The organism is Anaeromyxobacter sp. Red801 (assembly GCF_049201065.2).
In the GTDB taxonomy this organism is placed as follows: Bacteria; Myxococcota; Myxococcia; order Myxococcales; family Anaeromyxobacteraceae; genus Anaeromyxobacter.
The window spans coordinates 3640476-3659513 of the sequence record NZ_CM181236.1 but is presented as its reverse complement, the minus strand read 5'-3'; the positions used below and the strand labels follow the sequence as shown (position 1 = coordinate 3659513).

Here is a 19038-nt window from a genome sequence, read left to right as displayed (position 1 = left end):
CATGGGCAAGCCGACCGGATTCATCGAGTTCCCCCGCGAGCCGAAGCACGAGCGGCCGCCGCTGGAGCGCATCAAGGACTGGAGCGAGGCGCACCCGCCGTACCCGGAGGACACGCTCCGCCAGCAGGGCGCGCGCTGCATGGACTGCGGCATCCCGTTCTGCCACACCGGCAAGCTCATCGCCGGCATGGCGGCGGGGTGCCCGGTGCAGAACCTCATCCCGGAGTGGAACGACCTCGTCTACCGCGGGCAGTGGGAGGAGGCGTACATCCGCCTCGCCAAGACCAACAACTTCCCCGAGTTCACCGGGCGCGTCTGCCCGGCGCCGTGCGAGGGGAGCTGCACGCTCGGCATCCACGAACCGCCCGTCACCATCAAGACCATCGAGGCGGAGATCGTGGACCGGGCGTTCGCGGCCGGGCTGGTGCGCCCGCAGCCGCCGCCGGAGCGCACCGGCAAGCGGGTGGCGATCGTCGGCTCCGGCCCGGCGGGCCTCGCCGCCGCGCAGCAGCTCAACAAGGCCGGCCACGCGGTGACGGTGTTCGAGCGCGCCGACCGGGTGGGCGGGCTGCTCATGTACGGCATCCCGAACATGAAGCTCGACAAGGGGCTGGTGGAGCGGCGGGTGAAGCTGCTCGCCGACGAGGGCGTGCGCTTCGTCACCGAGACCGAGATCGGCCGGCACATCACGGCCGACCGGCTGGTGAAGGACTACGACGCGGTGGTGCTGGCCGGCGGGGCCACGCACGCGCGCGACCTGCCCATCGAGGGGCGCAGCCTGCAGGGCATCCACCTCGCCATGGAGTTCCTGCACGCGAACACGAAGTCGCTGCTCGACTCCAACCTCGAGGACGGCCGGTACGTCTCGGCCAAGGGCAAGCACGTGGTGGTCATCGGCGGCGGCGACACCGGCACCGACTGCGTCGGCACCGCCATCCGCCACGGGGCCCGCAGCGTGACCCAGCTCGAGATCATGGCGCGCCCGCCCGACCAGCGGCCCAGGGACAACCCGTGGCCGCAGTGGCCCCGGGTGCTGAAGACCGACTACGGCCAGGAGGAGGCGAAGGCGGTCTTCGGGCACGACCCGCGCCGCTTCTGCGCGCTCACCAAGCGCTTCATCGGGGACGCGCAGGGCAGGGTGAAGGAGCTGCACCTGGTGGAGGTGGAGTGGGTGAAGGGCCCTGACGGCCGCTCCGGCCCGAAGGAGATCCCGCACACCGACCGGATCGTCCCCGCCGACCTGGTGCTGCTCGCGCTCGGCTTCGTCGGGCCCGAGAAGCCCATGCTGCAGCAGTTCGGCGTGAAGCTGGACGACCGCGGCAACGTGTGGACCGACGAGCACCGGATGACGAGCGTGCCCGGCGTGTTCGCCGCGGGAGACATGGCCCGCGGGCAGTCGCTGGTGGTGTGGGCCATCCGCGAGGGGCGCCAGGCCGCGCAGGCGGTGGACCGGTTCCTCTCGCACGGCGAGACGGTGCTGCCCCCCTGATCCGGGCACGGCGAGGCCCCGCCCGTCCCCGGAACGTTCCGGGGTGGGCGGGGCCGCGCCTCGCCGGCGGCGGCGACTACCGCGCCCCGGACGATCCCTGCTGCTGCGCGCCGCCCTGCACCTCGATGCGGATGGCCTGCGGCTGGCCGCCCTGCTCCGAGTAGGACGCGCGCACCTGCGCGCCCTCCTTCACGTCGGAGATCGAGGCGCGCTTCCCGTCCTTCATCACCGGCGTGTCGGCCCCGACCTTGAGCTTCAGCTCCTGGCCGCCCGCCTGATCGCGCAGCACCAGCTCCTGGCTGCTCGCGCTGACCACCTGGCCCGTCGCGGTCTTCTGCTCGCCGCCCGCCTGGCCGCTCGCGCCCGCGGCGCTGCCGGTGCCGGCCGCCGCGGCGCCGGTCTGCTGCTCCGCCTGCGCGGTCTGCTGCTGGGCGGTCTGCGACTGCTGCTGCGCCTGCTGGTCCTTCTGCTCGGCGGCGCCGGTCTTCTGCTCGGCCTTCTGCCGGGCGTCCGCCAGCTTCTCCTGGGACTCGCGGAGGTCCTTCTGCGCGTCCGCGGCCTGGTCATGCTCCTTCGCGGCCTGCTTCGACGCGTCCGCCGCCTGCTCCTGGCTCCGCTCGGCCTGCTGCGACGCGGTGGCGCCCGGCGCCGAGCCCTGCTTCGAGCGATCGCCCTTGTCCTGGCAGCCTGCGACCACGAGCAGCGCCGCCGCTCCGAGGGCCACGCCCAACCCACGACTCACGTCCATGTCGTTCCCCTCCCGGCGACGTTCAATGGGGCACCGGCGCTCAAGGTGGGAACGGCGGCCGGCGGACGCGAGGGCGGGGCGCGGGGGCGAGCGCCTGCGGCCGCGGGCGACGGCCGCCTGGCGCGCCCGCCGGAGGGGCGGGGCTCCCTCCCTGCCTCGACTCCCGCTCACCCTGAGCGTAGGCGAGCCGACAGGCTCGCCGGAGTCGAAGGGCGCTCGGGATGAGCGCCTTCGTCCGCTCACCCTCGACCGCTCACCCTGTAGGCGAGCCGACAGGCTCGCCGGAGTCGAAGGGTCAGGCGTGCACGCGCCGTGGCGGCATGAGGTGCCGCCAGCGGCTGCCCTCCTCGCGCGCCGACCCGGGTCGCCGCGTGACGATGGGCAGGATGGCGGCCACGAGCAGCATGATCGCGATCACCGGCAGCGCGCCGGAGAACGAGCCGGTGAGGTCCTTCACCCGCGCCACGAAGATGGGGCCGACGATGCCGCCCACGCCCCAGGCCAGCAGGATCCACCCGTAGTTCACGCCCATGTACTTCGTGCCGAAGTAGTCGGCGGTGAACGAGGGCATGGTGCCGAAGCCGCCGCCGTAGTCGAGCAGGACGATCGCGAACAGCAGCGCGACCAGCGGCAGCGAGTGGACGCCGCCCACCGCGAAGAAGATGACCACCTGCGAGCCGTAGATGAGCAGGTAGGCGAGGTTGCGGCCGATGCGATCCGAGATCGCGCCCCAGAAGAAGCGGCCCAGGCCGTTGAACAGCGCGATGAAGCCGTAGACCGCCAGCGCGCTCTCCGGCGACGCGCCGGTGAGCTCGCGCATGATGGGCACCGCGTTCGAGATGAACAGGATGCCGGCGGTGACGTTCAGGAACAGCATCGCCCAGAGCGCCCAGAACTGCGGCGTGCGCAGCGCCTCCGAGGGCGGGTAGTCGCGCGCCACGCGCGCGGCGGGTGCGGCGGCCGGCGCCGCCGAGGGCGCGGCCCCGGGGGCCGGCGCGGCCGCCGCCGCGGCCGGGTTCCGCATGGCGAGCGCGCAGACGCCGCCGACGATGGCGAACACCACCCCCGACCAGAGGAACGTCTGCATCACCGCCGAGACCGCGCCCGGCGACATGGCCGCGGCCGCGTCGCCGCCGTGCCGCGCCGCGAGGACCCGGCCGGCCTCGCGCGACGCCTCGGCGAAGGCGGGGACGTTCTTCAGCAGGTTGTTGTAGATGAACGCGCCCAGGCCGAAGCCCATCACCACCATGCCCGTGCCGAGGCCGCGCTTGTCCGGGAACCACTTCGTCACCGCCGCGACCGGGGTCACGTAGCCGAGGCCGAGGCCCAGGCCGCCGATCACGCCGTAGGTGGCGTAGATCCAGGGCGCCCCGAAGCGCGCCGTCCCCAGCCCGGCGAGCACGTTCCCGAGGCCCCACAGCACGATGCCGGTGACCGCCACCGGCCGCGGGCCGGAGCGGTCCTGCCAGCGGCCGCCCAGGATCGCGCCCACGCCCAGGAAGAAGATCGAGAGCGCGAACGCCCAGGTGGTGGTGGTGCTGGACCAGCCGAACGCCGCGATGAGCGGCTGGGTGAACAGGCTCCACGAGTAGACGGTGCCGAGGCACGCCATGGTGATCGTGCCGGCCACCGCGATGAACCAGCGGTTCGACGTCATGTCCTCCCCCTCCCTCCGCCGGCGGCACCCCCGCGCCGCCGGCCCCGATCAGCCGCCCAGGCCGCGCATCGGCAGGAGCACCAGCCCCGCCCCGGCGTCCTCCATGTGGTGGCGGGGCGCCTTGCGCCAGAGCGCGCCGCGCACCGCCTCCGCCAGCGCGTCGTCCCCGGCGCCGCCGCGGATCATGTCCCGCAGGTTGACGCGGTCCTGGCCGCCCAGGCAAGCCTGGAACCCGCCGTCCGCCGCCACCCGGGCGCGGTTGCAGTCCTCGCAGAAGTTCTCGGTCATGGCGCCGATGAAGCCGACGAGCCCGGTGCGCCCGGCGGCGTCGCGCGCGCGCATGTGCCGCGCCGGTCCCCAGCCCTTCCAGCCGTCCGGCTCGAGCGCGAAGCCCTGCGCCTCCAGCCCGGCGCGCACCTCGGCGAGCGGCACCGGCACCCCGCCGCCGAACGGCATCTGCTCGATGAAGCGCGGGAGCGCGCCGCGGTCCCAGGCGTACCGCACCAGCGCGCCCAGCTCGTCCTCGTTCACGCCGCGCATCACGACCGTGTTGAGCTTGAGCGAGCGGAAGCGGCCCGCCGCGGCGTCGATGCCGGCCAGGATCCGGTCCAGGCGCGCCCCCTTGCCCGAGACGCCGCCGAGCCGCTCCGGCACCAGCGTGTCGAGCGACACGTTCACCGCGCCCAGCCCGGCCGCGCGGAGCGGCGCCACCAGCTCCTCGAGGCGGTGGCCGTTCGTGGTCAGCGCGACCTCCTCGATGCCCGGGGTGCCGGCGGCATCCGCGACGATCTCGACCAGGTCCTTGCGCAGCGTGGGCTCGCCGCCGGTGAGCCGGACGCGCCGGACGCCCAGCCCGGCGAAGACGCGCACCAGCCGCGCGATCTCGGGGCGCTGCAGGAGCGCGTCGGGCGCCTCGTGCTCGGCGGGGGAGCAGTAGGTGCAGCGGAAGTTGCACCGGTCGGTGAGCGACACGCGCAGGTAGCGGATGAGGCGCCCCTGGGCGTCGGCCAGGGCCGGCCCCTTGCGCGGCGCCGCGGGCGCGGTTTCACGGAGCTGCTCCATGCTCGGCGGTCTCCTTGCCCGTGGGATCGATGCCGGGAGGGGACGGCATGCGGGGGCGGGCCCCTTCCTTCCTAGCCAGCTCCGCCGCCCCGCGCCCGGCGCGCTGCAGCTCGAAGGTCGCGTGCGGGTCCCGCGCGGAGGCCCGGCCCGCGGCCACCACCCCGAACCGCAGCGCCAGGGTGCCCAGGAGGGCCAGCGCGCCCGACGCAGCGTGTCGTCGGCGCCAGGCCCGCTCCGGCAGGAGGTCCACCACCGCCGAGGCGAGCAGCAGGCCGCGGGCGGTGCGCAGCAGGAACCCGCCCCGGCCGCGCCGGAGCGCCCGCTCGACGCGCGGCACGGCCGCGGCCTCGCGGTGCAGCGCGCGCGACAGGGCCAGCTCGGCGCCCTTCGCCACCAGGCCGAACCGGTGGGCCATCTCCCCGCCCGGCCCGGGGGTGCGCCACAGGTCGAACAGGGCGCCCGCGCTCACCGCGCCCGAGAACGCGAACAGCACCGGCAGCGTGTTGCGGGTGGCCTGCCAGACCGGCACCGCCGTGTTCGCGAGGAGCACGCCGGTGTAGCCCACCAGCGGCAGCCCGAGCACCGCCGAGCCCGCGGCGGCGACGCCGGCGGAGCGCTCGAGCGCGCGGGGCCCCGCGACGAGCGCGGGCAGCGCGGCCGCGCCGGAGAGCGCGCCGAACCCGGTCAGCACCCAGGTCCCCATGTTCATGGGCGAGGTGGGCCGGAACACGCGCAGCATGTTGAGGAAGCGCGCCGGGCGGCCCAGGTCGCGGACGAGCAGCACCGCGCTGGCCGCGGCCCCGCCCGCCGCCACCAGGCGGCAGCGGCGCACCAGCGTGGCGGTGCCCTCGCCGCCCGCGAGCGACGCCGCGGCGCCGAGCACGGCGGACGCGCCGGCCAGCCCGCCCACGAAGAAGTACGCCGGGATCTCCCAGCGCCACACCGGCTCCTTCAGCACCGGCTGGCCGTAGTAGCTCGGCCCCTCCGGCGCCGCGAGCGCGTCGGCGGGTGGCTCGTCCCAGGCGCGCTCCGCCGGCCGGTCCCGGCCGGCCGCGGGCCCGTCCAGCGCGCGCACCCGCTGCGCCGACCCCTCGCCCAGGAGCTCGCCCAGCCGCGGGTCCACGTTGCGCCCGTCGCGCGGGCGCGCCGACTCGCGGGTGGGATCCGTGCCGGCCTCGTTCATCACGCCCTCCTCGCCGAGAGCACCGCCCCGAGCGCCAGCGCCGCCAGCGACAGCACCCCCGTCGCCATCGCGCGCCAGCTCGCCACGATCTTCGCGGTCGGCACCACGGGATCCGGCGGGAGCCCGTACACCTCGGGCCGGTCGCAGAGCAGGAAGAACGCGTGCAGCCCCTCGGTGCCGGGCTGGCTCTGCGCGCTCTCGCCGTACAGGTGCGCGCCGCCGACGCCGCGGGACCGGAGCTGCTCGACCCGGGTCCGGGCGCGCTCGCGCAGGTCCTCGAGCGGGCCGAACTGGATCGACGCCGTCGGGCACGCCTTGGCGCAGGCCGGCACCATGCCGCCCTCCAGCCGGTCGTAGCAGAGCGTGCACTTCCAGGCGCGCCCGTCGTCCTCGCGCCGGTCCACCACGCCGAACGGGCAGGCCGACACGCAGTAGCCGCAGCCGTTGCACACGTCGGGCTGGATGTAGACCGAGCCGAACTCGGTCCGCAGGATCGCGCCGGTGGGGCAGGCCTCCAGGCAGCCGGCGCGCTCGCAGTGCTTGCAGACGTCGCTCATCATCAGCCAGGAGAACTTCCCGAGCGCCTGCTGCGAGGGCCCGAGCGCGGCCGGCACGTCGGCGAGGTGCGTGGGGGCGACGTCGTGGAGCAGCGACGTCGGGGCGGGCTGGCCGAGCGGCCGGAGCTCCGCGAACGCGCCCGCGCCGGCCTCGATCCCGTCGCGCGGGCTGCCCTGGCCGGGCAGCGGCTCGGTCCGCTCCACGAAGGCCACGTGGCGCCAGGTGGACGCGCCCAGCGCGCCGGTGTTGTCGTAGCTCATCCCGGTGAGCGAGAAGCCGTCGTCGGGGAGCTGGTTCCACTGCTTGCACGCGACCTCGCAGGCCTTGCAGCCGATGCAGAGCGTCGTGTCGGTGAAGAACCCCATCTCCTGCACGGGACGCCTCCTTGCGATCAGCGGGGCTCGGGCGGCTCCACCGGCGGGCTGCGCTTCTTCGCGTGCAGGCCGGGGAGGTCGCGCGGCGCGTGGATCCGCGGCTCGGGCTCGCGCAGCGCGACGCCGTCGGTGACGGAGCGGCGGCCGCGCGCGTGGCGGCCGGAGCGGATGTCCCCGGTGAACGCCTTGGACTCCTGGATGCTGACGTTGGGATCCGCCACGAAGCCGATGAGCTCGTTGGCGGGATCGCCGGTGACCCGGCCCACGAAGCTCCAGTGGTAGGGCAGGCCGATGGTGTGGACGGTCCGGCCGCCCTTCACCCGGAGCGGACGCATGCGATCCGTGACCAGCACCCGGCACTCGATCTCGCCGCGCGCGGTGGTGATGGTGGCCCAGCCGCCGTTGCGGAGCCCGCGCTCGGCGGCCAGCTCGCGCGAGACCTCGCAGAACATCTCCGGCTGCAGCTCGGAGAGCCAGGAGAGCCAGCGGCTCATCCCGCCGGCGGTGTGGTGCTCGGTGAGCCGGTAGGTGGTGAGCACGAACGGGAAGCGCGGATCGCCCCAGGCGGCGTGGTACGGGTTGTCGCGCCGGTGCCACTCCATCCGCGCCGGGTTGCACTGCTGCGGGTAGAGCGGGTTCTCGAGGACCGACTCCTCCGGCTCGTAGTGCGTCGGGAACGGGCCGTCGAGCAGCCCGGAGGGCGCGAACAGCCAGCCCTTCCCGTCGGCCTGCATGATGAACGCGTCGTCGCCGGAGATGGCCGCGGTGCCGCGGGCCCCGGGCGGCGGGCGGTAGGAGGGCGGCCGGTCCTTCACGAAGTCCGGCACGTCGTAGCCGGTCCACTGCCGCTGCTCCTCGTCCCACCAGACGTAGCGCTTCCGCTCCGACCAGGGGCGGCCCTCGGGATCGGCCGAGGTGCGGTTGTAGAGGATGCGGCGGTTGGCGGGCCAGGCCCAGCCCCAGTCCGGCGCCACCCAGTGCTGCTCGCGCTCGGGCCGGCGGCGCGCGGTCTGGTTCACCCCGTCCCGGAAGCAGCCGGAGTAGATCCAGCAGCCGCAGGCGGTGGAGCCGTCGTCCTTCAGCTCGGCGAACCCCGGCACCGGCCTGCCGTCCGCCACGGTGAACCCGTTCACCTCGCGCAGCACCGCCTCGGCGTCGGGGTCCTCCTGCGGGCCGCGGGTGGGGTAGTCCCAGGTCAGCGCCTGGATCGCGCGGTCCTTCGGGTCGGTGGACCCGGCGTACAGCGCCTTGAGGCGCTTGCCCAGGTGGTAGGTGAAGTGCAGCTCGCTGCGGCAGTCGCCGCGCGGCTCCACCGCCCGGTGGTGCCACTGCAGCATGCGCTGCGTGTTGGTGAAGGAGCCGTCCTTCTCGGTGTGCGTGGCGGCCGGGAAGAAGAACACCTCGGTGCGGATCTCCTCGGTCCGCACCTCGCCGCGCGCGATCTCGGGGGCGGTGCGCCAGAACTCGGCGGTCTCGGTGAGCGTGAAGTCGCGCACCACCAGCCAGTCGAGCGCTCGCAGGCCCTTGCGGTGCAGCGCGCCGTGCATCGACCCGACGGTCGGGTTCTCGCCCATCACGAAGTAGCCCTTCAGCTTCCCGTCGGCCATCTCGGACACGGTCACCATGTGCGAGTGGTTCCCGGTGAGGCGCGGCAGGAGATCGAACAGGAAGTCGTTCTCCGGGGTGGCGGCGGTGCCGAACCAGGCCTTGCACAGCGAGACCACGTACTTGCGGAACTCGCTCCACCAGTGCGTGGCCGAGGCGTTGTTGTTCACGTACTGGTCCAGGCCGCGGTCGGGCAGCGACGCGTGCGGCATGGGCAGGTAGCCGGGCAGGATGTCGAACAGCGTCGGGATGTCGGTGGAGCCCTGGATCGACGCGTGGCCGCGCAGCGCCATGATCCCGCCGCCGGGCCGGCCGATGTTGCCGAGCAGGAGCTGCAGGATGGCCGCGGTGCGGATGTACTGCACGCCCACGGTGTGCTGCGTCCAGCCGACCGCGTAGCAGAACGCGCCGGTGCGCTCGCGCCCGGAGTTCCGGCCCAGCGTCTCGGCCACCTTGAGGAAGAGCGCCTTCGGGATCCCGCAGGTCTCCTCCACCATCTCCGGCGTGTAGCGGGCGAAGTGCCTCCTGAGGAGCTGGAACACGCAGCGCGGGTGCCGGAGCGTCGGGTCGGTCTCGCGCTCCAGCATCTTCGTGCCGCGCAGATCGCCGCGGCCGGCGCCCTCCTCGCCGTACACGAGCTTGTGCCCCGCGGCCGGCACCACGCCGTCCACGCCCTGGTACTTCCAGGTCTCCCACGAGTAGGTGTTCGACTCCGCGTCGAAGCCGCTGAAGAAGCCCTCCAGGTCCTCGGTGTCGCGGAAGCCCTCGTCCACGATGGTGCTCGCGTTGGTGTACGCGCGCACGTACTCCTCGAACCACAGGTCGTGCTCGAGCACGTGGTGGATGATCCCGCCCAGGAACGCGATGTCGCTGCCCGGGCGGATGGGCACGTGCAGGTCGGACACGGCGCTGGTGCGGGTGAAGCGCGGATCCACGTGGATGATCGTGGCGCCCCGGTTCTTCGCCTCCATCACCCAGCGGAACGCCACCGGGTGGCACTCGGCCATGTTCGAGCCCTGCACGACGATCCAGTCGGAGTTCTGCAGGTCGCCGGGGAAGGTGGTGGCGCCGCCGCGGCCGAACGAGATCCCCAGACCGGGGACCGTGGAGCTGTGTCAGATCCGCGCCTGGTTCTCCACCTGCACCACGCCGAGGGCGGTGAAGAGCTTCTTGAGGAGGTAGTTCTCCTCGTTGTCGAGCGTGGCGCCGCCGAGGTGCGCGATGCCGAGCGTGCGCCGCACCTGGTCGCCGTGGTGCTCGGCGCCCTCGTCCTCGACCCGCTCCTGCCAGGTCTCGTCGCGCGCCTTCTTCACGCGCTGCGCGACCATCTCCATCGCCTGCTCGAGGGGGATGGCCTCCCAGGACGTGCCGCCGGGCCGGCGGTAGAGCACCTGCTCCAGCCGGTGCGCGCCGGTCACCAGCTGGAACGTGGCCGCGCCCTTCGGGCAGAGGCAGCCCTGGGACACCGGCGAGTCGGGATCGCCCTCGATGTCGACGATCTTCTCGTCCTTCACGTAGACGAGCTGCCCGCAGCCGACCGCGCAGTAGGGGCAGATCGAGCGCGCCACGCGATCCGCCGACGCGGTGCGCGGCGCGAGCGAGCGGGTGCGCGGGGACGCGGCGGTCGAGCCCAGGCCCGACGGATCGCGGCGGCGGAGCTGGCGCAGCACGGGCCAGTCCGAGAGGACGGGGAGCTTCGGCATCGCAGGGATCTCCTGCGATGAACCTCGGTCTCGACCGGTGCCGCGGCAACCGGCCCCGCGCCGTCTAAGGTCCCGTCAGCCCGAGCCGCTCGCCGTTCGCGTAGACGTTCATGCGCTCGCCGCGCACGAACCCGCAGAGCGTCACCCCGGCCGCGCGGGCCAGGTCCGCCGCCAGGCTCGACGGCGCGGACACGCTCGCCACCACCGGCACGCCGGCGGCCGCCGCCTTCTGCACGATCTCGAAGCCGGCGCGCCCGCTCACCGCGAGCAGCGCCGGCGCGGTCGCGGCGCGCGGGCCGGCGCGGCCGGCCCGCAGCGCCGCGCCGACCACCTTGTCCACCGCGTTGTGCCGCCCCACGTCCTCGGCGGCCGCGATGGGCGCGCCGTCGCGGCCCACCAGCACGGCCGCGTGCAGCCCGCCGGTGCGCTCGAACACCGGCTGGCTGCGCGCCAGGAGCTCCATGCCCGCCGCCACGAGCGCCGGCGGGACCGGCTCGCCCGCGGGCAGCGGGCGGATCCGCTCCATGAGGTGGTCGATGGTCAGCCGGCCGCAGACGCCGCAGGCCGCGCTCACCGGGACGAAGCGGCGGCCCTCGAGGATGCGCTCCGGGTCGATCCGCATCCCGGCGGCCGACCGCACGTCCATCACGTTGCCGTAGCCCTCCTCGCCCGGCCGGCCGCAGTGGATGACCGTGCCGACGTCCTCGACGCCGGCGATGATGCCCTCGGCGAACAGGAAGCCGAGCGCCAGGTCGCCGTCCGCGCCGGGCGTCCGCATCGTGGTGGCGAGCCGCTCGCCGTCCACCCGGATCTCGAGGGGCTCCTCGACCGCGAGGGCGTCGCGCACCGCGCCGCCGTTCCGCAGCACCGTCCGCTCCGCCACGGCGCCCGCCGGCGCGGCGGCGCGCTTGAGGGAGGTTTCCATGGCGGGAAGGTAACGGAGCGGCCGCCCAGGGGGGCGGGAAAAGCAAGGAGGTGGGGCGCGCGCCGGGCGGTCCGGTCGCGCGCCCCGGGAGCTGCCGCCGTGACCCGGCAACTCGCGGGCGAAGCTAATCGAGCCGCACGGCGGACGCAGCGGTCCGGACGGGACGTTTTCGGGTCCGTCACATCCGTCCTCCTGGCCGCTCGACGGGCCGTGCTGCTCCGCGGGGCAGCCGGGGCCGCGCGGCTGCGCAAGCGATGCGCGCCGGCGGGCGTCGTGCGTCCGTCGGAGAGCCCGCTTAAGCTAGACCGCTTGCGCGCGAACCCTGCCAGCCCGGCGCCCGATCTCGAGGGCGAGCCGCTCCCCGCCGCGGCGCGCGCCATCGTGGCGGAGGAGGAGGCGCTCCTCGCGACGGTGCAGCGGGCGCTCGCGGCCCGGCTCGCGCCGGCGCGCGCGGAGGGCGACCTGGTCGAGCGCCTGCGCGACCTGCGCGACGAGGCGCTGGAGGCGACGCCCAAGGACCTGCCCACGGTGTTCCAGGAGATGGGGCTGCTGCGCGCGGTGATGGAGCGGGTCCGCCCGGACCAGCTCCCCGACCCCGCCGCGCCGTACTTCGCGCACCTGCGCGTGCACGAGGGCGGCGAGCGGCGCGACTACTTCCTCGGCCGCCACACGTTCGTGGACCGGCCCGCCGGCGTGCGCGTGGTGGACTGGCGGTTCGCGCCGGTGGCCGGGATCTTCTACCGGTACCGCGAGGGCGAGGAGTTCGAGGAGGCGTTCCCGGGCCGGGTCGCGGCCGGCACGGTCGAGGCGCGGCGGGTGGTGGTGGTGGAGCGCGGGGTGCTGACGCGGATCGCGGCCGGCCCGCTCACGCTGGTGCGCGAGGGCGGCCGCTGGCGCGCGCTGGCGGCCGAGGCGGCCGCGCTGGGCGGCGGGGCGGGGTCGGCGGCGCGCGCCGGCGCGCTCGGCACCGGCGCCGGGGCGGCGGGCCGCGCCGGCGCGGCGGACATCACCGCGCTGCTCGATCCGGACCAGTACGAGGCGGTGGCGGCGCCGGCGGACCGGCCCCTGCTCGTGCTCGGCTCGGCCGGCAGCGGCAAGACCACCGTCGCGCTGCACCGGCTGGCCCGCATCGCCTTCGAGGACCCGCGGCGCTTCCCGGCCTCGCGGCTGCAGGTGGTCGTGCCGGAGCTCGGGCTGGCCCGGCTCGCGGCGCGGCTGCTCGAGCCGCTCGGCCTGGAGAAGGCGCCGGTCCGCACCCTCGAGTCCTGGTCGCGCGGCGCGTTCCAGAGCGTATTCGGCGCGCCGCCGCCGCGCCTGTTCCCGGAGACGCCGCCGCTGGTGGCCCGCCTGAAGCGCCACCCGGCGCTGTACGAGCTGCTGCGCCGCCGCCCGCACCTCGCCCGCGAGCGGCCGGCGCTGGCGCGGCTGCGGCGCGAGCTCGGCGACCTGTTCGTCGATCGCGGGTTCCTGGAGGCAGTGGTGAAGGCGGCCGCCGGGACGCTGCCGGCGACCGCCATCGACGAGACGCTCCGCCACACGCGGCTGCAGCTCTCCTCCTCCACCGAGGACCTGCTGGCGGGCGTGGACCCGGAGCGGCTCCAGACGCTGGACGGCAAGGCGGTGGACGAGGACACGCCAGAGGCCGCCGCGGGCACCCTCGACGTCGAGGACCTGCCCATCCTGCTGTTCCTCGCGGCGCTCCGGGCCGGCGCGCCGGCGCGGAAGGCGGCGCACCTGGTGGTGGACGAGGCGGAGGACGTGACGCTCTTCGAGCTGCACGTGCTCGGGCGCCACCTCGCCGGCACCAGCGTCACGCTCGCGGGCGACGAGAGCCAGCAGACCTTCGCGTCCTACGCCGGCTGGCCGCAGGCGCTCGCCGCGCTGGGCGCGCCGGCGGCCGCCACGGTGCGGCTGGCGACGACGTACCGCTGCCCCGAGCCGATCGCCGAGCTGGCCCACGCCGTCCTCGGGCCGATCGCCCCGCCGGAGCGGCCGCGCGCCGGCCGGCGCGGCGCCCCGGTGTCGCGCTTCGACTTCCCCACCGAGGCGCACGCCCACCTGTTCCTGGCGGGCGCGCTGCGCGACCTGGTGGAGCGGGAGCCCGGCGCTTCGGCGGCGGTGGTGTGCAGCGGGCCCGAGGTCGCGCGGAGCCTGCACCGGCTCCTGGCCGACATGCCGGAGGCGCGGCTCGCGCTCGACGGCGCGTTCACGTTCCGTCCGGGGGTGGACATCACCGACGTGGACGGCGTGAAGGGGCTCGAGTTCGACTACGTGATCGTGCCGGACGCCACGGCCCGCGCCTACCCGGAGACCGACGAGGCGCGCCGCCGGCTGCACGTGGCCGTGACGCGGGCCGCGCACCAGCTCTGGATCGCGGCGCCCGGGACGCCCTCGCCGCTGCTGCGCGGCCTGCCGCGCGGCTGAGCGCCCGCGCTGCGGTCCCGGAAGGGGCGGCCGATGCCGAACGGGTAAGCGACCGTTCAGCGGCCGGACTAGATTCGGGGCACCGAGAACCGAATCCGGCTGGCGAGGCGGGCCGAGGCCCCGCGGCGCTCATGACCGGCAGTGAACCGTCCACGCGGGCGCGGCGCGCCCGCCATCACCAGGAGACCGACATGGCCCAGGTCACGCTCAAGGGGAACCCCATCCACACCAACGGCGAGCTGCCCGCCGTCGGCGCCAAGGCGCCGGACTTCACGCTCACCACCGGCGACCTGAAGGACGTCACGCTGGCCGAGTGGAAGGGCAAGCGGAAGATCCTGAACATCGTCCCGAGCCTCGACACCGCGGTGTGCGCGACCTCCACCCGCAAGTTCAACGAGAGCGCGGGCAAGCTCCCCAACACCGTGGTGCTGGTCGTCTCCGCCGACCTGCCGTTCGCGCAGAAGCGCTTCTGCACGACCGAGGGGCTGCAGAACGTGGTCCCGCTCTCGCTGATCCGCGGCAAGCACATGGCGAAGGACTACGGCGTGCTGCTCCAGGACGGCCCGCTGGCCGGCCTCACCGCCCGCGCGGTGGTGGTGCTCGACGAGGCCGACAAGGTCGTCTACCGGCAGCTCGTCCCGGAGATCGGGCAGGAGCCCGACTACGACGCCGCGCTCGCCGCGGCCAAGCAGTAGCCCGAAGGATCACGGGGTTCCCCGCGCCCCGCTCGCCCGCGCCCGCGGGTGGGCGGGGTTTCGTCGTCTCTCCGGGCGCGTGGAACGCCCCCCGGCGGCGTGCGGCGCAACGCTCCGCCCGGACCGGGCACCACGCGAGGTGCGTTGTCGCACCTGCTCGCGGAATGGGAACGTTCCGGCTCCAGGTCTCAGGGGGAGGCGTGGCCCGCTCGCCGCCGCGTGCGGGGTATCACCCACGGTGAGAGAAGACAAGGAGCGGGGCATGAATCGCATCCTGCGGTTGGCCGCGTGTGCGGTCCTGGTGATGTCCCTGGGCGGGCCGCGCGCGAGCGCGTCCTCGTGGATCGACGAGGAGCCCGCCGCCGTTCCCGGCGCCGGCGAGCTGCTGCGCCAGGACGACCGGCCGTTCCCGGCCGGCGAGCGGCAGCGCGAGCTGCGGGCGGCCGCGCTCGAGGCGAGGCTGGCGGGCAAGGCGCCCGGCCGGACGGCGCAGGTCGCGCGCGGGCAGTACGTCGAGCTGGATCGCGACGGCGAGGACGCGGTCTGGACGGTGCTGGGCGAGTTCGCCGACCTGCTGCACAACCAGATCCCGGAGCCGGACCGGGCCGTGGACAACACGACGATCTGGTACCCCGACTTCGACCGCCAGCACTACCTCGACCTGCTGTTCGACGACGCCGCGGGCGCGAACTCGCTGCGCAACTTCTACATCGAGCAGTCCTCCAACCGGTACACGGTGCACGGCGACGTGACCGGCTGGATCCAGGTCCCGGGCGACGCCGCGACGTACGACGACGACCTGGAGAGCCCGCTCGGCGGCAACGCGGTCTGGTACTTCCTGAAGGACGCGGTGAACGGCTGGTACGACGCCCAGATCGCCGCCGGGAAGACGCCGGCCGAGATCGACGCCTACCTCGCGTCCTACGACCTCCGCGACCGCTACGACTACGACGGGGACGGCGACTTCGACGAGCCGGACGGCTACATCGACACCGTCCAGTTCGTGCACGCGGGCGAGGGCAACGAGGCCGGCGGCGGCGTCCTCGGCGACGCCGCGATCTGGAGCCACAGCTGGTTCGCCTTCTACGCCGACCGCGGCGTCACCGGCCCGCCGTTCAACCTCTACGGCGGCATCCGCATCGGCGAGAGCAGCTACTGGGTCGGCAAGTACACCATCCAGCCGGAGAACGGCCACGTCGGCGTGTTCGCGCACGAGTTCGGCCACGACCTCGGCCTGCCCGACCTGTACGACACCTCCGGCGGCGACAACGGCACCGGCTTCTGGACGCTGATGTCCTCGGGGAGCTGGCTCGGCGACGGCACCACCGACATCGGCACCAAGTCCAGCCACATGGGCGCCTGGGAGAAGTTCCAGCTCGGCTGGCTCGACTACCAGGTCGCGTACGCCGGCGCGCGCTCCGTCCATCGGCTGGGCCCGATGGAGACGACCAGCAAGCAGGCGCAGGGGCTGTTCGTGGTGCTGCCGAAGAAGTCGGTGGTCACCGTGATCGGCACGCCGTACGCCGGCTCGTCCTTCTACTACAGCGGCTCGGGCGACAACCTCGACAGCTGGATGTACCGGGCGATGAACCTGCCCGAGGGCGCGACGCTCTCCGCGAAGGTCCGCTACAGCATCGAGCTGGACTGGGACTACGCCTACCTGGTCGCGTCCACCGACGGCGGCGCGACGTGGACCCCGCTCCAGACCAACCTCTCCACCACCACCAGCCCGCACGGCCAGAACTTCGGCTTCGGCATCACCGGCAGCAGCGGCGGCAACTGGGTGGACCTCACCGCCGGCCTCCCCGCCGGCGACGTGATGATCGGCTTCCGGTACTGGACGGACCCGAACACCGGCGGCTACGGGTTCATGCTGGACGAGCTCGCCATCACCGGCCAGCCGGTGGACGGCGCCGAGGCCGATCCCGGCTGGACGTTCGAGGGCTTCCGCATCTCGAGCGGCACCGAGACCAAGCTGTACAACCACTACTACGTCGCGGAGTACCGGCAGTACCGCGGCTACGACGCCACGCTGCGGACCGGGCCGTACTACTTCGGCTACACGAACGATCCCGGCCTGCTGAACCTCGTGGACCACTTCCCGTACCAGGACGGCCTGCTCGTCAGCTACTGGGACACCGCGCAGCGGAACAACCAGACGCGGCTCCACCCGGGCAAGGGGCTCCTCCTGCCCATCGACGCGCACCCGGCGACGCTGTACCGGGTGGACGGGGGCCGCTGGAGCAACCGCATCCAGACCTACGACTCGACGTTCTCGGTCGAGCCCACCGAGGCGATCCCCAACCTCCACCGGAACGGCGTCCTGTCGCCGATCCCGAGCCTGCCCGGCGAGCCGGTGTTCGACGATCGCATCCAGTACTACGACCCGACCAACCCGCAGGGCAGCGTCATGAACCCGGACACCGGGACGCAGCTCCGGATCCTCGGGATCACCGGGACGCTCGGCGGGTTCATGCAGCTGGAGGTGCGGCCGGCGAGGTGACGGCGACCGGAGCGCTCGAGCACCGCTCGTGGTGAGCCCGTCGAACCACGAGCCGGCGCGGGGTGGGCGGGGCGCGGGCCCCGCTCACCCCTCCTGCATGGCCTGGAGCCGCTCCTGGGCGGCCTCCCACTCGGCGTAGCGCGTCTCCAGCTCGGACCGGGCGGCGGCCTGCCGCTCGATGAGCGGCTTCGCGCGCGCGAAGTCCTGGTAGAGCGCCGGGTCGGCGAGCTGGGCGGTGGTCTCCTTCTCCTCCCGCTCCAGCTCGGCGATGCGCGCCTCGAGCCGCGCGATCTCGTCGCGCACCGGCTTCTCGCGGCGGGAGCGCGCGTTGCGCGCCTCGGCCTCGGCGCGCCGGCGCTCCTTCTCGCTCACCGGCGCCGCCGTCCGCGCGCTGCCGTCGCCGGCCCCGCCGCGCGCCGCCCCGGGCGCGCCCTCGGCCGCGCCGGCCGCCTCCAGCTGGCGCTGGTGGTACAGCCAGTCGTCGAGGTTGCCGGGGCAGGGGACGATCCCGCCGTCCTTCACCTCCCAGATCACCGTGGCGAGCTGGTTCAGGAAGCTCCGGTTGTGCGAGACGAACAGGAGCGTCCCGTCGTAGCCCTTCAGCGCGTCGATGAGCGCCTCGGAGGAGTCGAGGTCGAGGTGGTTGGTGGGCTCGTCGAGGACCAGCAGGTTCGCCGGCACGAGCAGCAGCTTCGCGAGGGCCACCCGCGCGCGCTCCCCGCCGGAGAGCACGCCGACCTTCTTCTCCACGTCGTCCCCGGAGAACAGGAAGGACCCGGCCACGCTGCGGACGTACGCCTCGCCGCGGTCCGGGACGAGGTCCCAGAGCGTGTCGAGCACGGTGCGGTCCGGGTCGAGCGTGCCGAAGGTGCGCATGGCGCCGGCCGCGTCCTCCGGGTGCTCGGGCCGCTCGAAGTGGTGCTGCGCGTAGTAGCCGGCGAGCACGCCGTGGCCGAGCTTCACCTCGCCGCCGTCCGGCGCGAGCTCGCCCGCCACCAGCTTCAGCAGCGTGGACTTGCCCGCGCCGTTCGGCCCGATCACGCCCACGCGCTCGCCGCGCTGGATGGCCGCGTCGAGCGAGCGGTAGACCACCCGCGGCCCGAACGCCTTGCGCACGCCCTCGAGCCGCAGCACCTCGCGCCCGGAGCGCGGCGCCTCGGCGAACCGGAAGCGGAGCGTGGCGCGGTGCTCGAGGACCTGCACCTCCTCCATCTTCTCGAGCAGCTTCTCCTTCGACTTCGCCTGCCGCGCCTTGGTGGCCTTGGCGCCGAAGCGCTCGATGAACGCCTCGAGCTGGGCGCGCTTCGCCTCCTGCCGCTCCGCCTGCGCGAGCAGCCGCTCCTCCTCCTCGGCCCGCAGCCGGCGGTAGTCGTCGTGGTTCCCGGCGTAGGCGCGCAGCCCCTCCGGCTCGAGCGCCAGCACCCGGTCGATCTGCCGGTTCAGGAAGTCGCGGTCGTGCGAGATGAGCACCACCGCCTTGCGCGTGCCGCGCAGGAACGCGTCGAACCAGGTGAGCGTCGGCACGTCGAGGTGGTTGGTGGGCTCGTCGAGCAGGAGCAGGTCGGGGTCCTGGAGCAGCAGCCCGGCCAGCGCCGCGCGCATCTTCCAGCCGCCGGAGAAGGTGCGGGCGGGCCGGTCCAGGTCGCCGGGCCGGAAGCCCAGCCCCGCCAGGATCCGCTCGGCGCGGCGCCGGCCGTAGTGCTCCTCGAAGTGGTCCAGCTCCTCGTGCAGCTCCGCCAGCGCCTGCGACTGCTCCAGCTGCTCCTCGGGCGTGGCCGCCGCGGCGAGCGCGGCCTCGGCCCCGGCCAGCCGGTCCTCCAGCGCCGCGCGCCCGGGCACCGTCGCGAGCACCGCGTCCACGAGCGGCAGGTCGGGCAGCTCCGACACGTCCTGCGGCAGGTAGCCCACCCGCGCGCCGCGGCGGAACACCAGCTCGCCGTCGTCGGGCGAGACCTGGCCGGCCAGGATGCGCAGCAGCGAGGACTTGCCGGTGCCGTTCGCGCCGACCAGCCCGATGCGATCGTGCGGCCCGATGGAGAAGGCGGCGCGGTCGAACAGGACCTTCGGGCCGTAGGCGAGCGACAGCCGGCTGGCGGAGACGAGGCTCACGGG

Annotated in this window: 12 protein-coding genes; 4 read left to right on the top strand and 8 right to left on the bottom strand. The window is 74.3% G+C overall.

The genetic code is table 11. From position 1 onward, the window contains the following. Window position 1 precedes the first annotated feature (1 nt). Window positions 2-1489 carry a glutamate synthase subunit beta gene (locus tag ACOQFB_RS16870; RefSeq protein WP_059436419.1) on the top strand — a complete coding sequence of 496 codons (1488 nt, stop codon included), beginning with the start codon at window positions 2-4 and terminating at the stop codon, window positions 1487-1489. Between the two features lie 76 nt (window positions 1490-1565). Here the strand turns inward: ACOQFB_RS16870 and ACOQFB_RS16865 are convergent, their stop codons facing one another. The 7 genes from ACOQFB_RS16865 to fdhD all read right to left on the bottom strand — a co-directional run bounded on the left by ACOQFB_RS16865 (window position 1566) and on the right by fdhD (window position 11304). Next, the gene (locus ACOQFB_RS16865) at window positions 1566-2237 is read right to left on the bottom strand and encodes a hypothetical protein (protein ID WP_421609808.1); all 672 of its coding nucleotides are present in this window, start codon (window positions 2235-2237) and stop codon (window positions 1566-1568) included. Between the two features lie 295 nt (window positions 2238-2532). Beyond that, window positions 2533-3894 (bottom strand): OFA family MFS transporter, encoded by a 1362-nt coding sequence (locus ACOQFB_RS16860; RefSeq protein WP_421609809.1) that lies wholly within the window; start codon window positions 3892-3894, stop codon window positions 2533-2535. Between the two features lie 48 nt (window positions 3895-3942). Beyond that, entirely contained in the window at window positions 3943-4956 is a 1014-nt protein-coding gene (gene moaA, locus ACOQFB_RS16855) for a GTP 3',8-cyclase MoaA (RefSeq protein ID WP_421609810.1), read from the bottom strand. Further along, a complete protein-coding gene (gene nrfD, locus ACOQFB_RS16850) occupies window positions 4940-6139 on the bottom strand; it encodes an NrfD/PsrC family molybdoenzyme membrane anchor subunit (protein WP_421609811.1) in 1200 nt (399 codons plus the stop codon). The genes moaA and nrfD overlap by 17 nt, the downstream gene beginning before the upstream one ends. Beyond that, window positions 6139-7071, bottom strand: coding sequence for a 4Fe-4S dicluster domain-containing protein (locus ACOQFB_RS16845; protein ID WP_059436414.1), 933 nt, complete (start codon window positions 7069-7071; stop codon window positions 6139-6141). The genes nrfD and ACOQFB_RS16845 overlap by 1 nt, the downstream gene beginning before the upstream one ends. 17 nt (window positions 7072-7088) lie before the next feature. Next, window positions 7089-10379 (bottom strand): formate dehydrogenase, encoded by a 3291-nt coding sequence (fdh, locus tag ACOQFB_RS16840; RefSeq protein WP_152643301.1) that lies wholly within the window; start codon window positions 10377-10379, stop codon window positions 7089-7091. A 64-nt stretch (window positions 10380-10443) separates the two neighbouring features. Then, a complete protein-coding gene (gene fdhD / locus ACOQFB_RS16835; RefSeq protein WP_059436412.1) occupies window positions 10444-11304 on the bottom strand; it encodes a formate dehydrogenase accessory sulfurtransferase FdhD in 861 nt (286 codons plus the stop codon). 309 nt (window positions 11305-11613) lie between these two features. Between fdhD and ACOQFB_RS16830 the strand changes: the two genes are divergently transcribed. From ACOQFB_RS16830 to ACOQFB_RS16820, 3 genes are all read left to right on the top strand, one after another. Next, window positions 11614-13728: an ATP-binding domain-containing protein gene (locus ACOQFB_RS16830; RefSeq protein ID WP_421609812.1), complete on the top strand. Its 2115-nt coding sequence runs from the start codon at window positions 11614-11616 to the stop codon at window positions 13726-13728. A gap of 191 nt (window positions 13729-13919) precedes the next feature. Continuing rightward, a complete protein-coding gene (gene tpx, locus ACOQFB_RS16825) occupies window positions 13920-14423 on the top strand; it encodes a thiol peroxidase (protein WP_059439054.1) in 504 nt (167 codons plus the stop codon). Window positions 14424-14685: 262 nt separating this feature from the next. Next, window positions 14686-16926 carry an immune inhibitor A domain-containing protein gene (locus tag ACOQFB_RS16820; RefSeq protein ID WP_421609813.1) on the top strand — a complete coding sequence of 747 codons (2241 nt, stop codon included), beginning with the start codon at window positions 14686-14688 and terminating at the stop codon, window positions 16924-16926. A gap of 84 nt (window positions 16927-17010) precedes the next feature. On the opposite strand, the gene ACOQFB_RS16815 is transcribed toward ACOQFB_RS16820, so the two are convergent. After that, window positions 17011-19035, bottom strand: a complete 2025-nt coding sequence (locus ACOQFB_RS16815; RefSeq protein ID WP_059439056.1) for an ABC-F family ATP-binding cassette domain-containing protein — start codon at window positions 19033-19035, stop codon at window positions 17011-17013. Between the last annotated feature and the right edge of the window lie 3 nt (window positions 19036-19038).

Bases quoted from the DNA above. Each gene is read 5' to 3' on its own strand.
- ACOQFB_RS16870 (WP_059436419.1), top strand. From the start codon at position 2: ATGGGCAAGCCGACCGGATTCATCGAGTTCCCCCGCGAGCCGAAGCAC.
- ACOQFB_RS16865 (WP_421609808.1), bottom strand. From the start codon at position 2,237: ATGGACGTGAGTCGTGGGTTGGGCGTGGCCCTCGGAGCGGCGGCGCTG.
- ACOQFB_RS16860 (WP_421609809.1), bottom strand. From the start codon at position 3,894: ATGACGTCGAACCGCTGGTTCATCGCGGTGGCCGGCACGATCACCATG.
- moaA (WP_421609810.1), bottom strand. From the start codon at position 4,956: ATGGAGCAGCTCCGTGAAACCGCGCCCGCGGCGCCGCGCAAGGGGCCG.
- nrfD (WP_421609811.1), bottom strand. From the start codon at position 6,139: ATGAACGAGGCCGGCACGGATCCCACCCGCGAGTCGGCGCGCCCGCGC.
- fdhD (WP_059436412.1), bottom strand. From the start codon at position 11,304: ATGGAAACCTCCCTCAAGCGCGCCGCCGCGCCGGCGGGCGCCGTGGCG.
- tpx (WP_059439054.1), top strand. From the start codon at position 13,920: ATGGCCCAGGTCACGCTCAAGGGGAACCCCATCCACACCAACGGCGAG.
- ACOQFB_RS16820 (WP_421609813.1), top strand. From the start codon at position 14,686: ATGAATCGCATCCTGCGGTTGGCCGCGTGTGCGGTCCTGGTGATGTCC.